General features: G+C 76.2%; 12 protein-coding genes. 10 read left to right on the top strand and 2 right to left on the bottom strand.

Annotation, left to right across the window (positions count from 1 at the left end; translation table 11 throughout):
• Positions 1-94 precede the first annotated feature (94 nt).
• Positions 95-1948: a hypothetical protein gene (locus TPA0908_RS26240; RefSeq protein ID WP_281942284.1), complete on the top strand. Its 1854-nt coding sequence runs from the start codon at positions 95-97 to the stop codon at positions 1946-1948.
• Here the strand turns inward: TPA0908_RS26240 and TPA0908_RS26235 are convergent.
• Complete coding sequence (locus tag TPA0908_RS26235; protein ID WP_281942282.1) at positions 1909-3918, bottom strand: hypothetical protein; 2010 nt, start codon at positions 3916-3918, stop codon at positions 1909-1911. The two genes, TPA0908_RS26240 and TPA0908_RS26235, sit on opposite strands and share 40 nt — an antisense overlap.
• Positions 3919-4115: 197 nt before the next feature.
• On the opposite strand from TPA0908_RS26235, the gene TPA0908_RS26230 reads away from it, so the two are divergent.
• The gene (locus tag TPA0908_RS26230) at positions 4116-5600 is read left to right on the top strand and encodes a S8 family serine peptidase (RefSeq protein WP_281942280.1); all 1485 of its coding nucleotides are present in this window, start codon (positions 4116-4118) and stop codon (positions 5598-5600) included.
• 74 nt (positions 5601-5674) lie between these two features.
• On the opposite strand, the gene TPA0908_RS26225 is transcribed toward TPA0908_RS26230, so the two are convergent.
• Positions 5675-7264, bottom strand: a complete 1590-nt coding sequence (locus tag TPA0908_RS26225; protein WP_281942278.1) for a ricin-type beta-trefoil lectin domain protein — start codon at positions 7262-7264, stop codon at positions 5675-5677.
• A 439-nt stretch (positions 7265-7703) separates the two neighbouring features.
• On the opposite strand from TPA0908_RS26225, the gene TPA0908_RS26220 reads away from it, so the two are divergent.
• From TPA0908_RS26220 to TPA0908_RS26185, 8 genes are all read left to right on the top strand, one after another.
• On the top strand, positions 7704-8270 hold the full coding sequence (locus tag TPA0908_RS26220) for a sigma-70 family RNA polymerase sigma factor (RefSeq protein ID WP_281942276.1): 567 nt from the start codon (positions 7704-7706) through the stop codon (positions 8268-8270).
• Positions 8271-8369: 99 nt separating this feature from the next.
• Entirely contained in the window at positions 8370-9455 is a 1086-nt protein-coding gene (locus TPA0908_RS26215; protein WP_281942274.1) for a zf-HC2 domain-containing protein, read from the top strand.
• 129 nt (positions 9456-9584) lie between these two features.
• Positions 9585-10811 carry a ricin-type beta-trefoil lectin domain protein gene (locus TPA0908_RS26210; protein ID WP_281942273.1) on the top strand — a complete coding sequence of 409 codons (1227 nt, stop codon included), beginning with the start codon at positions 9585-9587 and terminating at the stop codon, positions 10809-10811.
• A 209-nt stretch (positions 10812-11020) separates the two neighbouring features.
• Complete coding sequence (locus TPA0908_RS26205; protein WP_281942271.1) at positions 11021-11524, top strand: hypothetical protein; 504 nt, start codon at positions 11021-11023, stop codon at positions 11522-11524.
• Positions 11521-12210: a hypothetical protein gene (locus TPA0908_RS26200; RefSeq protein ID WP_281942269.1), complete on the top strand. Its 690-nt coding sequence runs from the start codon at positions 11521-11523 to the stop codon at positions 12208-12210. The genes TPA0908_RS26205 and TPA0908_RS26200 overlap by 4 nt, the downstream gene beginning before the upstream one ends.
• Positions 12211-12271: 61 nt before the next feature.
• Positions 12272-12640, top strand: a complete 369-nt coding sequence (locus TPA0908_RS26195; protein WP_281942267.1) for a hypothetical protein — start codon at positions 12272-12274, stop codon at positions 12638-12640.
• 2 nt (positions 12641-12642) lie between these two features.
• Entirely contained in the window at positions 12643-13389 is a 747-nt protein-coding gene (locus TPA0908_RS26190) for a hypothetical protein (RefSeq protein WP_281942265.1), read from the top strand.
• Positions 13382-14683 carry a hypothetical protein gene (locus TPA0908_RS26185; RefSeq protein ID WP_281942263.1) on the top strand — a complete coding sequence of 434 codons (1302 nt, stop codon included), beginning with the start codon at positions 13382-13384 and terminating at the stop codon, positions 14681-14683. Before TPA0908_RS26190 ends, TPA0908_RS26185 begins: the two co-directional genes overlap by 8 nt.
• The last annotated feature ends 17 nt before the right edge of the window (positions 14684-14700 follow it).

Genomic DNA, 14700 nt, shown 5'->3' with positions numbered 1-14700 from the left:
GATCCGACCACGATCACCGTTGAACCGTCGGCGGTCCGGTCCGTAGTGAGCCCGACGGCAGGGTGGCGGTGGCACAGGAGAGGGAGGGCGACGCGTGCGGATGCGGTGGGCCGTGCTGGCGGTGCTGGTGCTGGTCGGGATCTGGCTGGTGCCGACCGGTCCGGCGCACGCCGCGCCGGCGGAGACCGGCCGGTACTACGTGGTCGGTCCGCCGGTCGACGGACAGCGGGAATACCTGTACGCCATCGCGTTGCGCACGCTCGGCAACGGTAACCGCTACCGGGAGATAGTCGACCTGAACACCGGTCGCGCCCAGCCGGACGGGGAGACGTTCACCGACGGGCTGGTGCTGAACCCGGGCTGGGTGCTCGTGCTGCCCCGCGACGCCAAGGGCCAGGGCGTACGCATCGGTCCGCTGCCCCGGACCCGGACCCGGTCCGCCCCGCCGGCGACCCGGTCGCCGGTCCCCGCCCCGTCCACGCCCGCCCGCACCACGGCGCCGCCGAGCCGCGTACCGCCGTCGACCCGGGCGCCCGCCACCACGAAGGCGGCGACGCGTCCCCCGGTCGCCACGGAGGTGGCCGCCCCGCCGCCGGGGGGACGCCGGGCCTCGGACGGCGGGGTCGACCCGATGGTGATCCGCGTCGGCGCGGGCGTGCTGTCGGTGCTGCTCGCGGCGGTGGCGATCGTGCTGCTGCGTCCGCGTCGCGCCGCTCGTGGCGTGTCCCTGGCCGGTGACGACGGGCCGTGGCCGCCCGAGCGGCACCACACGCCCGCGCCCGGTGACCGTGTCGCGATCGAGCCCGGTGACCGCGTCACGCCGGCGTCCGGTGACCCTGTCGCGCCCGCGCCCGGGTCGACGGCCGGTGACCGCGTCGCGCCCGAGCCGGTGCCGGCGGCAGCGGCAGCGGACGACGCCGCGCCGGCGGTCCGCCGGCCCGTCGGCGACCCGCCCGGATCGTCCCCGGCGGTCGGCCCGGACCAGCCGGCCGGCCGCTCGGGGAGCACCACGACGAACTCGTCGGCGTCGCCGGCGCGCAACGCGACGAAGGCCGGCGCCGGCCGCTCCCGACCCGCGCCGTCACCGGCCCCGCTGCCGGCCGGCCCGCCCGCCGCCGGGGCCGCCCCGCCGGCGGCCACACCCCGGGCGTCGGTCGCGGGCGCGGCCGACGCGCCGAAGCCGCGTCCGGTGCCCTCGACGGCGTCCCCGGCCCTCCGTCCCGCCGCGTCGCCGGAGACCGCGACCGGCACCGGGACCAGCCCCACCGACACCGCGACCGGCACCGGCACCGGCCCCACCGGTAGCGACACCGCGACCGGCACCCGGACCGGCCCCACCGACACCGGGACCGGCACCGGCACGACGCCGGACGTGCCGCGCCCGCCGCTGCCCGCCGCGGACGAGGCGCCGTACCTCACCGCCGACCTGGAGACCGACGTCGGTCCGGCCCGGGTGCGGCTGGTCGGGGTGGCGGCCGGGCGGGGCGTGCCGCCGTACGCCTGGCTGGGCCCGGGGGAGACGGCGCCGCCGGCCGTGCTGCCGCTGGTGCTGGGGCGTCGCGGACCGTGGCGGCTGCACGTGGACCTGGCCCGGGTGCCCGACGTGTTCACGCTGGTCGGGCCGGCGGCGGTGTGTGGCCGCGCCGCCGCGACCCTCGCCGGGCGGCTGTCGGACGCCGGTGTCGGCGTCGCGGTGGTGGGGGAGGCGCTGGGCGCCGAACTGCCGGACGGCTACCGCCGCCTGGCCGGCCTGCCCGAGCCGCCGCGGCCGGGGGAGGACCTGCCGGCGCCGTCGGTGGTGTTCACCGCGGGCCCGTCCCCGGCCGGGGCGCGCGGCCTCGCCGCCGCCACCGACGGACGCTGCGTGCCGGTGGTGCTGGGGCCGGTCCCGGCCGGCCGCTGGTCGCTTCAGTTCGAGGTGGCCGCCGGGCCGGCCGGGGCGGACTGAACGCCGCGCGCCACCACGGGCAGCGGGCCGGCCGCCACGCCGGGCACCGCCTCCCACGCCCCGTCCCGCGCCCGGTGGACGCGGTCCACCTGGACCCGGTCGTAGGAGCGGCTGGTGAGGATCAGCTCGACGCCGGCCTGCCGCAGCCGCTCCGCGCGGCCACGGGCCAGCGGCAGCGCGGCCAGGGCGTCGGCGGTGGCGACGACGTCGAGCGTACGGCCACGCGGCACCCGTACCTCCACGAGCAGCCGGCCGGCCCGGGCCGCCGGCCGCCGCCGGGACAGCGGCAACCAACCCGGCGCCAGGCCGCGCGAGTGTGCCGGCAGCAGCGCGTACGCCCGCCGGGTGCCGTGCGCCGGCCAGCGGCTGACGTCGTGCGGCAGCCCGGCGCTCGACGCGCTCGTCGGCGCGGGGCGGATGCGTAGCGCCCCGCCGTCGAGCCCGTCGACGGGGCGCAGCCGGCCGTCGTCGGTGGCCCGGAACGCGCCCCGCACCCGCGCCCGGTCCAGCCGGCCGGCCGGCAGCAGGTAGGTGTCCGGGGCGCCGAGCAGGTACTGGAGGCGGGCCGGGACGTGCGAGCGCAGCACCTGCACCGGGATCGCGCCACCCGGCTCGACCCGTACCCGCAGCAGGTCGGCCCGGTCCGGCGCGGACCGCGGGTCCAGGTAGCCGACCAGGAACAGCTCGGCGCTGGGTACGCCGTCGGCGGCGGCCCGCTCCAGGTCGCCGGTGACCGGCACGTACGCCTCGAACGCCTCGACGGTGACCTGCTGGCCGGGGCGCAGCCAGGGCGGCCCGTACCGGCCGGCGCGGCGCTGCTCGGCGGCCAGCGGGGGACGGGGCGAGGACTCCGGGACGCTGACGTCGTGATCGTCGGGCACGTCGGCGGTGGGCGGCTCGACCGCCCGCATCCCCTCGGCGTCGACGTCGGCGTCCGCGTCGGTCACCACGATGCGCTGCCGCGACGGGCGCGGCACCAGAAGACCGTCCGCTGTCGCGTCGACGCCCGGCGGGCCCTCGGCGTACCGGGGGCGGTGGGCCTGCCACGGCGCGACACCGCCGGCCGCGTCGAGCGCGCGCAGGTGGCGATGGTCGGCGACGAGTTCGGCGCGTCCGCCCGGCGGCGGGGTCCAGACCGTGGCGCCGGTGGTCTCGGCCAGCTCGGCGGCCTGGGCCGCGAGCTTCGCCTGCTCGTCCGGCTCGGACGGCCAGGTGAGCCAGAGCCGCAGGTCGGCGCCGTAGAGCGGCAGCTCACCGAGGAGCGCGGCCAGGTGCCCGGCGTCACGGACCTGCTGGGTGCCGCTGTAGTCGCCGATCAGGAAGCCGCCGGAGCGGGCCGTGACGGAGACCGTGACCAGTTCCGTCGCGGTGGCGCCGAGCCGGTGGGCGGTGGCCCGGCGGGCCACGAAGTCGGCCCGGGTGGCCAACGCCACACCGGTGGTCAGCGGCAGGTTGACCACGCCGGTGCGGGGCCGGACCAGACCGTCCTCCACCGCGAACCAGCCGGGCAGCGGGGTGGCGAGGTCCGGCGGTTGCAGCACCAGCCAGTCCATCGGCTGCCGGGTCACGCGGTCCAGCGGCAACGCGTGCAGCGGCCCGTCGTCGGCGTCGGGCACCCGGCCGGGCAGCACCTGCCGGATGTCCGCGCCGTCCGGGCTGACCAGCACGTCGTGCCCGAGCAGGCCGGCCACCTCGGTGAACAGCTCGGCGTGGCGGGCCCCGTCGTCGGTGAGGATCCGGACGTCGTCGGCGGCGTCCCCGGTCCGCCGGACCAGGTCCGCCAGCGCGGGCGCGTCCAGCGGGCGGTCCGGCGCGGTGGGCAGCGCCGGCTTCCCGCGCGGGCCGCACACCAGCCACAGATCGAGCAGGCCGGGCACCCGCCGGTGCCGGCGCGGGTCGAAGCGGCGGGTGGTCGGCATCCGGTCGAGTCCCCGGCCGCCCACGGCGGCGGTCCGTGCCAGCCCTGTCACCGCCGCCCCGCCTTCGTCACACAGTCGTCCCGCCGCCGGCCGGAGCCGTTCGACATCGAGGGCCGGTACCCTCGGCGGTCTCCATGACGGACGCCATGGAAATCTGGTTCAGATTGATTTGAACGAAGTCGGCGCTGATCCGCAATAGACGGTGACGGCCGATCGGTCTGGGCCGCGGTGACGGAAGGGGACCCGAGGTGCTGGCGAAGCACTCCATCCTTGCAAGACTGCTCGTGGTGGTGATGGTCGGCTGCGCGATCCTGGCCGTGCCACGGCCGTCGGCCGCCCGGTCCGGGCCGGACACCGAGCCGTACGTGAAGTACTACGTGGTCGCGGCGCAGTACCAGGGCCAGCCGGAGAATCTCACCGAGATCGCCCGGCGGTTCCTGGGCAGCGGCGCGCGGGCCGCCGAGATCTACCAGCTCAACACCGGTCGGGTCCAGCCGGACGGGGCCCGGCTCACCGACCCGGGCACGCTGCGGGCCGGGTGGCACCTGGTGCTGCCGTGGGACGCCGCCGGTGAGGGGGTCGAGTACGGACAGTTGCCGGCCCCCCGCCGGCCGTCGGCCCGCCCCACGCCGACCCGGTCGCCGGGCGCGCGGCCGGACGGCAGCCCGTCACCGGGCGCGAGCCCCACGCCCTCCGGTACGCCCACCGGTCCCGGCCGGGACGGGAAGTGCACCGCCACCACCGCGTCGAGCGGGCGGTCGGAGTGGGCGCAGCTACGCATGGCGGCGGACAGCGCGTGGACCCTGACCCGCGGCAACGGCGTCAAGGTGGCGGTCGTCGACACCGGCGTCGACGCCGGTCTCCAGCAGCTCAGCGGCCGGGTCGCGGTGGGCGCGGACGTCACCGTCGGTAATGGACGCGGGGACGAGGACTGCCTCGGCTCCGGCACGGCGATGGCGGGCATCATCGCCGCGGACGACAGCGTCGAGAACCGCCCGGTGGGGCTGGCGCCGGACGCCACCATCGTGCCGGTGCGGATGGTCCGGTCCTCCGGCGACGCACGCCCGGCCGACGCCGCGACGGCCATCGAGGTGGCGGTCAGCACCGGCGCCTCGGTGGTGGCGCTCGGTTCCCGGGTCGACCTGGCCGACCCGGCGGTGGCGGCGTCGCTGGCCACCGCGCTGGAGCACGACGTGCTGGTGGTGGCGGGAGCGCCGGTCAAGCCCACCACGCTCCCGTCGCCGCGGGGCGGATCCGGCGGGTCGCTGGTGCTCACCGGCGGCGTCGGCGCGGGCGGCCAGCTCGCCGAGAAGTACGTCGACGGCTCGGTCGAGGTGGTCGCACCCGGCATCGAGGTGGCGACGCTCGGTGTCGGCGGCGGCAAGGTGATCGGCAACACCGGCACCGAGTTCGCGGTGGCGTTCGTGGCCGGTGAGGCCGCGCTGATCCGGGCCGCCCAGCCCGACCTCAGCGCCGCGCAGGTGGAGGAGCGCATCCGCGCCACCGCCGAACCGGTGGGCGGGCAGGTCGCCGAGGGAGATCCGCGCTACGGCTCCGGCATGATCAACCCGGCGGCCTCGGTGGCCCCGTCGGTGGACGCCCAGGCCCCGGCCGCCGCGCAGGCGGGCCGGGGCGGGGGCACGCTGGTCGCCGTGCTCCTGGGGTTCGCGCTGCTGTTCGGCGCGGGCGGCTTCCTGGTCTACCGGCTGCGCCGCCGCCGCTGGGCCGGCTGACCGCCACGTAGTGAAGGAGGGGCCCCTTCTTAACAGACGTCTGTTAAGAAGGGGCCCCTCCTTACACCCTCCGGCTAGCGCAGCGACCAGGTCTGCTTCGGGTTGAACACGCAGGTCCACGCGTTCAGCGGGGCACCCGTCCCGTGCCCGTCCACGTCCAGGCAGCGGTCGGTCTCCGGGTTGAACAGCGACCGGATGCCCTTGTATTCGGTCCATCTCCACTTCTGGGCCGGGTTGCCGCTGCACAGCGCGCTCTGCACCGGCGCGCCGTCGCGCTTCTCACCCCAGGCCACGTCCAGGCAGAGACCGTTGGCGCGGACGCTCCCGTCGGACGCGAACGTCCACCACTGCGCCCGCTCCTCCCGGCACGGCCGCAGGACCACCGGGATGCCGTCCCCGGCGCCGCCGCTGGCGCACAGCCCGGTCTCCTTGCCGACGAGCTGCTTCGCGCCGGTCGGGCGCTTCGGCGGGGCCGGCTTCTCCGGCTCGGCCGGTGGGCGGGTCGACGGCGACACGCTGGGTCGCGGCGCGGGCGGCTTGACCGTCGGCGTCGGGCTGGGCGACCGGGGCGTGGCGGACGGGGAGGGGCTCGGGCTGGCCGGCCCCGCCGTGAGCCGCCCGTCGAGCGCGTAGAAGTCGGTGAACTCCTTCACCCGGCGCAGGAACGCCTGCGTGTCGTCGTCCAGCTCACCGCCGGTCTGTCGCACCGCGGTCGGCCCGTTCCGGTACGCGGCCAGCGCCAGCAGACCCGGGTCGCCGTCGAGGCCGGCGAGGTCGCGACGCAGCGCACAGAGCGCGACGCCGACCGCCGGGACGGCCACCTGCGGATCCCACGGTGAGGCGTCCGTCGGCCCGTACGCCTGCCACACCTCGGGCAGGAACTGGGCGATGCCCCGCCGGCCGTCGTCGCCGAGCAGGTTCGGGTCGAAACCCGACGCCGCCATGAGCTGCGCCGCCACCGCGGCGGGCGGCACCTCCGGGCACACCGAGCCGGCCCGCACCACGAGCTTGACGTAGGTCGCCGGCACCGCCTTCGGCTGCTGGCGCTCGGTGTCCGGCCGGGTGGTGCCGGAGCCGCCGAACGCGGTCAGCTCGCCGTAGTACGCCGCGTAGCGGCTGACGTCGTCGACGTACGTGACCGCGTCGGACGGGACGCCCTTCGCCTCGCGTACCCGGTCGAGGTCGGTGTGGAACGCGGCCAGGGACAGCCGCCACGGGTCGCCGGGGATGGCGGCCAGGCGCAGTTGCCCACTGAGGTCGCACATCTGGTGGGCCAGCGCCAGGATGTTGGCGGCCGTGTCGGTGCGGTCCGCGCCCGGCCACGGCGCCCAGGACTTCCACCGGTCGTCGTCCAGGCCGGCGAAGCCGCGACCACCCGAGGTGGTCTTGCCGACGCGTCCGTCCAGGCCGGACTCGGTCATCAGCTGCCCGGCCAGCCGGGCCGGGGTCAGCGTGGGGCAGGAGCGGGCCGCGGCCCGGATGGCGGTCAGATGCTCGGCGGAGACCTTGCGGCCGGTCAGTTTGTCGTCGCGGGCGGTGGCGATGCCCCAGCTCACGGAGGCGACCACCATGAGCAGCACCGCGAGGCCGGCCGCGATGGCGGCGACGACACGACGCGGTATCCGGGCGAGCCGGGATCGGAGGCCAGGAAGATCGGGTGTCACGGGACTTCCCTTCCGGTGATGACGTCGCCAGGCGTGACGGATGCGCGACGTCCTCGGTTCACCCGACCGGAATCATTCCGATTCCAGTCCGGTCGCCATTGAACCGACCGGCGCACCGGGCCGTCAACGTGGACGGCGCCGGACGGACCGATTTCCGCCGCCGGACACCGCCGGACCGTCGATCGGAGTGCTCGATGTGGACTCGCCACCATTCGCCCGGCGCGGGGCTGACCAGCGTCGTCGTGGGCGGGGCCGGCCCGCGCCGGGTCGTCGTCCGTCGGTCGGAGCGCGCCCGGTGAGCACCGCCACCCTGGTCGCGGTCCGCCGGCCGGCGACGGCGTCCGATGAGTACGGTTATCCTTCTCCCTCAGAAGGGTCCGGTGCCGTGGCGCCGGGCCGGCCGGGCGGGCACGCCCGACACGTCAGGGGGAGGCGTTCTGTGTCGGCGGTGCCCAACGAGGCGGTGGAGCCCGGAGTTCCGGGCGAGGCCGTCGGCCAGGGTTCCCCCGAGAGCCTGATGCGGTGGATCCACGAGCAGTACCGCGAGCCGCTGCTGCGCTTCGTCACCCGCCTGGTGCTCGGCCGGCAGGAGCTGGCCGAGGATCTCGTGCAGGAGACGTTCCTGCGGGCCTGGCGCAACCTCGGCACGCTGGCCGAGGAGCCGCGCCGGATCGCCCCCTGGCTCTACACCGTCGCCCGGCACGTGGCCGTCGACGCCGGCCGGGCCCGGCAGGCCCGGCCGCCCGAGGTCGCCGTGCCGGACCTCAACCGGCTCACCTCGGCCGACGACGAGATGGACCGGGTGGTCACCGCCCACACCGTCCGGCTGGCGCTGCGGCAGATCAAGCCGGAGCACCGGGCAGTCCTGATCGAGATGTACTACAAGGGCGCCTCGGTCGCGGAGGCGGCGGAGCGGCTCGGGATACCCGAGGGTACGGTAAAGTCCCGGACGTACTACGCGGTGCGGGCGCTGCACGCGGCGATCGGCCCGATCGAGTCGGCCTGATGTCACGTCCCAGCGGCTCCTCGTCCGATCCCGGCACCGACGCGGTGACCCGGGTCGTCGTTCCGGCGCACCCTTCGTCGGGTCGGGAAGGGGGGCGTGATGCGCACCGGCGGTGAACACCCCACGTCCGCGCACGAGGCGCTCGCGCTCTACCTGCTCGGCGCGCTCGACGAGACCGACCGCGTCGCCTTCGAGGCGCACCTCGCCGGCTGCGACGAGTGCCTCTCCGCCGCCGCCGACCTGGGTGGCGTGACCAGCGGGCTCGGCGCGCTCGACGCGGCCGACTGGGCCGAGTTCGACGTCCCGCCGGCCGCGGTCCTGCCGCCGGCCTCGGTGCTGCCCCCGCGGGCCGTCCCGGCCGTGCGCCCCGACCCGGCGTCCACCGCCGTCGTCGAGTCGGCCCTCCCCGACCCCGTCGTCCCCGGCCCCGTCGTCCCCGACCCGGACGTCGCCGGGGAGCCGGCCGCGCCCGTCGTCCGGGAATCGGCCGTGCCGGTCGCCGGGGAGCCGACCCCGCCCGTCGTCGGGGAGCCGGCCGTGCCGGTCGCCGGTGGACCCGTCGTACCGGAATCCCCGGCGGACGCCGGTGCACGGCCGGCGTCGCCCGCCGTACCCCGCTCCGGACCGGACCCGGACGGCCCGACCGCGCCGGACGGCGGGCCAGTGCCGGCGGGCCGGCGGCCCTTGCGGCCCGGCCGAGGGCCCGGCGGCACGACCGGGCCGGCGCCGTCGTCCGGTCGCGGCTCCCGTCCTGGCGACGGCCGCTCCCGGCCGCTCTCCGCCCGGCGCCGGTTGCTGCTCTGGGGTGGGGCGGTGGCGCTGGCGCTCGCGGTGCTCACCGGTGGGATCGTGGCCGCTGTCGGCGGCGGGGGCCGCGACGACCTGGTGCTGACCGCCACCGGCGAGGCACCCGGCCAGGGCGTCAGCCTCTCCGTGTCGATCACCACCCACGAGGGCCAGGGCTCCACGATCAGGATCACCGCGACCGGGCTGCGGCCCGGCCTGCGCTACCGGCTCTTCGCGGTGACCCGGGACGGCGTCACCCACCCGGTCCGGGACTGGACCGCCTCGGCCGGTCCGCAGGAGGTGACCGGGGAGCTGTCGCCGTCGGTCGACGACCTCTCCTTCGTCGGCGTGGGCCGGCCGGACGGCACCTCCGTGGTGACCGCGCCGATCTCCCGCTGACCGCAACCCCTCCGATCCGCACCGACTCCGGTTGAACCGGAAGCCCGCCCGCGCCGTCGTGTGGCCGTGCGCCTGCCGCACTCGTCGGGGGACGTGACGCGTCCCCGCGTCAGGCCGAGGGAGGGCTACATGGCAGTGAACACCGGATCGTCGACCCGCGGGCGGCCGACGCGCAGGAGGTCCGCCCTGCTCGCCGTCGTGCTGCTCGGGTCGGGGCTGATCGTGGGCGTGCCGGGCGGCACGGCGACCGCCGCCACCGGGGAGCGGGTGACGTTCGTCAACGGCACCGCGGAGACGCTGTGGATCGGTGCGGGGGAGAGCGGGGACGGCTCGCGGCCGATCACCGGCCTGCCCACCCTGCGTCCGGGCGAGAGGAGCACCATCGTCATCCCGGACGCCGGCGAGCCGGGCCACTGGCGGGGCCGGTTCTTCGCCCGCCAGCGCTGCGACGGCGACCCGAACGGGTCGTTCCGCTGCCTGGTCGGTGACTGCGGCGCGTTCGCCGACCGGTGCGAGCGGGGCGCGGAGCCGGTGAGCCTGGCCGAGTTCAACTTCGACCGGAACAACGCCGCCGCGCCCTGGTACAACGTCAGCTACGTCGACGCGGTCTCCACCACGATCACGATCGACGCGCCCGGCGCCCCGAGGCCGGAGAAGGCGGGCAGTTGCGCGCGGTGGGACTGCTCCGCCGGCCAGCTCCTCGCCGCCTGCCCGGAGGCGCACGCCGTCCGGGACCCGGCCCGGGGCGACCGGATCAACTGCGTCAACCCGAACCGGGACGCGGAGAGCGCGTACACCGCCGCGCTGCTCCCGTTCGGCCCGCGCGCCTACCTGTGGTCCACCCACGACCGGGTCGCCGGCAACGAGACGGTCTACAACTGTCCGGGCTGCGCGGACGTCGTGGTGACGTTCCGCGGCGGCGGGGACTCTCCGGCCCCGTCGCCGAAGCGTACGGTCGTCCGCTCCACCTCCGGTTTCGCGCTGCGCGGGTACGCGGACAAGTGCGTCGACGTGCCGGGCGGCGAGTCGGCCGACGGAGTGCGGTTGCAGCTCTGGCACTGCAACGGCACCCCGGCCCAACGCTTCACCCGTGGCCCCGGTGACACGTTGACGGTGCTGGACAAGTGCATGGACGTGGCGTGGGCGTCCCGGGACAACGCGGCCAAGGTGCAGCTCGCGTGGTGCAACGGCGGGCCGGCGCAGGTCTGGGTGGCCGAGGGCGGGCTGCTGCGCAATCCGCACTCCGGCAAGTGCCTCGACGTGCGCGACTGGAACTCCGACGACGGTGCGCCGCTGCAGATCTGGGAGTGCGCCGCCAGCCAGAGCAACCAGAACTGGCGCGAGACCGCCCGCTGATCCGACCGGCCCCGGGACGGGCCCGGGTGCCTCGGCGCCCGGGCCCGTCGTGCCACCGCCGTGCGGTCACCGGGCCCTCCCCGACCGGTGGGGCCCGGGCGGGGAGGGGCTCCGGAAAAAACCTGGGATCCGCGCTGAACCGGGTGGGCGGTCGCGTCGTAGTGCGGCCGGCAGACGCGACGCGAGCAACGAGGGAGGCGAGACGGACGATGAGCCAGCCGGTGATGCTGCGGCGACCAGCCGAGCGCGACGAGCGTCCGGCCCGACACCGCGACGTCCTCTCCGACCAGGGCATCGGCTGGATCGGCGCGCACGGCGGCGCCGGCGCCAGCACCCTCACCCGGCTGCTCGGCGGCACCGACGTCGGGTGCCGGTGGCCGGACCCGGCGATCGGCGAACCGGCCCGGGTCGCGGTGGTCGGCCGGACCAGCCTGGACGGTCTGCGGGCGGTCTCCCGCGCGTTGAACGCGATGCGGGAGGGCCGACACCCGGCCGGGATGTGGCTGGTGGGGGTGGTGCTGATCGCCGACGCCCCGGGCCGGCTGCCGGCGCCGCTGCTCGGCCGGATCCGGCTGCTGCGCGCGATCGCCCCGGTGCACCGGGTGCCGTGGATCCCGTCGTACCGGGTGGGGGTGGAGCCGAAGCAGCCGCCCCGACAACTGGCCCGGCTGGCCGCACTGGCGGAGGCCCGGCCGGGACGGGGGACGCGGTGATCCGGCCGGTCCGGTCCGGGCCGGTCCTGGTCGCCCTGGTCCTGGCGCTGCTCGCCCTCGCCCCGCCGACGGCGGCGGTGGCCGCGGGCAGCTACACGGTGACCGTCGACGGCGGCGACGCCGCGTTCCTCTACAAGATCTGCCTGAAGACCACCACCACGGTGAACACCTACCCGGCCGGGCACGGCGACCGGGTCTGCTCGGGCAAGAAGGGCTCGACCGACGGCTCGTTCGACCTGACCGCCGAGTACACCGACGGGGACACGGTCTGGATGGACGTCGAGATGCTCGTGGACCTGAGCGGCCACTCGCGGACCAAGGACAACGTGGAGATCACCGGATCCCACTCGTGCACGCTCAAGGGCGCCCTGTACGCGGGCAAGTTCAAGTGCGAGAACGCGATCAACAAGAAGAGCTTCACCACGCCGTCGATCGCGCCGTACGAGGTGGACGTCGACGACGCCGAAGAGCCGGTCGTGCAGCTGCTCACGCTGATGGCGTGGTGTGTGAGCGCCGCCGCCGTGGTCGGCCTGCTGCTGACCGGCATGACGTTGGCGTCGCAGTTGCGGCGCGGCGCGCTGGAGGAGCGGACCGAGTACACCAAGCAGATCGCGTTCGTGATGGCGGCGTGCCTGCTCGCGACCACCGCCGGACCGATCGTCGAAGCGCTCGGGTTCAGCCAGTGACCACCCGACCCGACCGGCCACCGGCCGGCTGACCGACCCCCCTGACATCGAAGGAGCACCCATGGCCCTCTCCGACATCTACTACAGCGGGCTGGTGCGGATCCCGGTCGGGTTCCGCCTCGCGCCCGACCCCGAGCCGTCCGGTGGCGGCGGGGTGCCGCAGCCGTCCACCGGCGGCAACTCGGTGCCCGGGCAGCTCGCCACGAAGGTCGAGCAGGCGCTCGGCCTGGTCGCCTGGGCGGGCACCGCCGCCGGCGTCCTCGGCGTGCTGATCACCGGCGCGGTGATGGCCATCTCGCACAAGCGGGGCGAGAGCTCGGAGCACATGAGCCGGCTGGGCATGGTGCTGGGCGGCTGCATCCTGGTCGCCACCGCGGGCCCGATCGTGAGCTGGGTCTTCGGCACCGGCGGCCAGGGCGAGGGGAACTGACCGTGCGCTCACGACACGCGTCCGAGCCGGTGGAGGGCGGGCCGTTCTGGCGGCAACGCCGGTGGCAGGTGTCGGCGGCCTTCGTCGTGCTGGCCCTCTGCGCCGGCGTCGGCGCGGCGGTCTACGGCGGCGGGGACGACCCCACCCGGGCCGCGCCCGCGACCGGGCCGGTGATCGGCGGCCTCGGGCCGGACGGGTCGCGACCGCAGGGCTGCCGCACCGTGGACACCGCGCAGCAGATCCCGGTCGCGGCGCCGGACGACGTCACCTGGCGGCCGGTCAACGGGGCGCAGACGCCGTTCTCCGCCTCGGCCGGGCCGCTGCGCACCACCGGGCCGCTGCGCTGGTGCTTCGCGCACACCCCGATGGGCGCGGTGCTGGCGGTGCACACGATCTCCCGCCAGATGAGCGGTCCGGACTGGCGGACGGTCAGCCGGCAGCAGCTCGTGCCCGGGCTCGGGCGGGACTACTTCGACGCCATGCGCGAGTCGCTGGAGGAGGGCGGCCCGCCGCAGACCACCAACCGACTCGCCGGGTTCCTGGTGGTGCGCTACACGCCCCGCACGGCGGTGGTCCGGGTGCTGGTCCGGCAGGCGACCGCACGGTACTTCTCGGTCGACTACACGGCGGACTGGAACGACGTCGACTGGCGGCTGCGCCCGTTGACCTCCGGCGGCCTGTACGGGCCGGTCACCGCGGTCGTGTCGCTGACCGGCTTCGTGCTGTGGCGGGGGGTCGGCGATGGCTGAGTGCGCGACCGGCGACGCCGTCTACATCGGGGAGATCGGCCAGGTCGTCGGCTTCTTCGAGCGCGGGATCGACGGCATCCTCAGTGACATCGCGGGCGCCATCCTGGGCGCGGCGGTGGAGTTGTTCGCCAACCTCGGCGACGTGCCGACGCTCGGCGACGAGACGATCAACAACCAGATCCATCTGCAGACCAACTGGCTCGTGGTGTCCATCGCGGTGGCGTCGTTGCTGGCCGCGGCGTTCCGGATGGCGTTGCTGCGCCGGGGGCAGGCGCTCTGGACGGCACTGCTGGGCCTGGTCCGGATGGTGCTCACGGTGGGCGCCGCCTGGACCGTGCTCAACCTGCTCGCCACGGAGGCCGACCGCTACAGCGACCACCTGTACGACCAGGGCATCAAGGCGCAGCTCAAGCTGATCGCCAACTGCGGGACCGACGGGCTGACCGCGTTCCTGCTGATCATCATCGGGTTGCTGCTGCTGGTCGCCGGCTGCATCCACGTGATCCTGATGTATCTGCGGCTCGGCGCGATGGTGCTGCTCACCGGCACGCTGCCGCTGGCCGCCGCCGCGTCGATGACCGAGTCGGGCGGCGGGTGGTGGCGTAAGCACATCGCCTGGATGGTGGCCTGGCTGGCGTTCAAACCGGTGGTCGGTCTGATCATGTACTCCGGGGCCGCCATGATCGGCTCGGTGGACGGCGACGCCAAGCACTACAAGCTGGCCGGAGCCGCCATCCTGCTGATGGCCGCCGTCGCGCTGCCCGCGCTGATGCGGCTGGTCGTACCGGCCATGGCGGCGCTGGGTTCGGGCGACGGCGTGGGTGCCGGCGTCAGTGCCGGCGCGGCGGCGGCGGGCGCCGTGGCGAGCGGGGCCCGGCGGATCGCCGGTGGCGGGCACGGCGGCGGCGCGGCCCGGGCGCCGGGCGGCGGCGGTGGCGGCTCACCCTCCGGCGCGGCCCGGGGCGGCGGCGGGTCGGGGTCCGGCGGGGCGTCGAAGGCCGGCGGGGCGTCCAGGGCCGGCGGGGCCGCGACGTCCGGTGGCGGGTCCGCCGGCAGCGGTGGCGGGTCGGCGTCCGGCGGCGGCACCCCGGCGCCCGAGAACGCGGCGCCGTCCGGCGGCGGTTCGTCCGGAGGCGGCGGACGCGGCGTCGTGTCGACGGCCGGGCGGGTCGTCGGCGGCGCGGTCGGCGCCGCCGCCTGGACCGCACAGAAGAGCGCCGGCGCCCTCGCCGGCACCCACCGGCACGCCGCCGGCATCGCCGGGGGAGCGCTGCCGCAATCCGACCGACAGTAGGCCGGCCCAGGAGGACG

It is taken from the genome of Micromonospora sp. AKA38 (assembly GCF_027925725.1).
GTDB lineage: Bacteria > Actinomycetota > Actinomycetes > Mycobacteriales > Micromonosporaceae > Micromonospora.
This window is presented reverse-complemented; position numbering and strand designations above follow the sequence as displayed.

What these genes read in the sequence shown, in the direction of transcription:
- TPA0908_RS26215 (WP_281942274.1), top strand. Translation starts at nt 8,370, where the DNA reads ATGCGCACCGGCGGTGAACACCCCACGTCCGCGCACGAGGCGCTCGCG.
- TPA0908_RS26210 (WP_281942273.1), top strand. Translation starts at nt 9,585, where the DNA reads ATGGCAGTGAACACCGGATCGTCGACCCGCGGGCGGCCGACGCGCAGG.
- TPA0908_RS26205 (WP_281942271.1), top strand. Translation starts at nt 11,021, where the DNA reads ATGAGCCAGCCGGTGATGCTGCGGCGACCAGCCGAGCGCGACGAGCGT.
- TPA0908_RS26195 (WP_281942267.1), top strand. Translation starts at nt 12,272, where the DNA reads ATGGCCCTCTCCGACATCTACTACAGCGGGCTGGTGCGGATCCCGGTC.
- TPA0908_RS26185 (WP_281942263.1), top strand. Translation starts at nt 13,382, where the DNA reads ATGGCTGAGTGCGCGACCGGCGACGCCGTCTACATCGGGGAGATCGGC.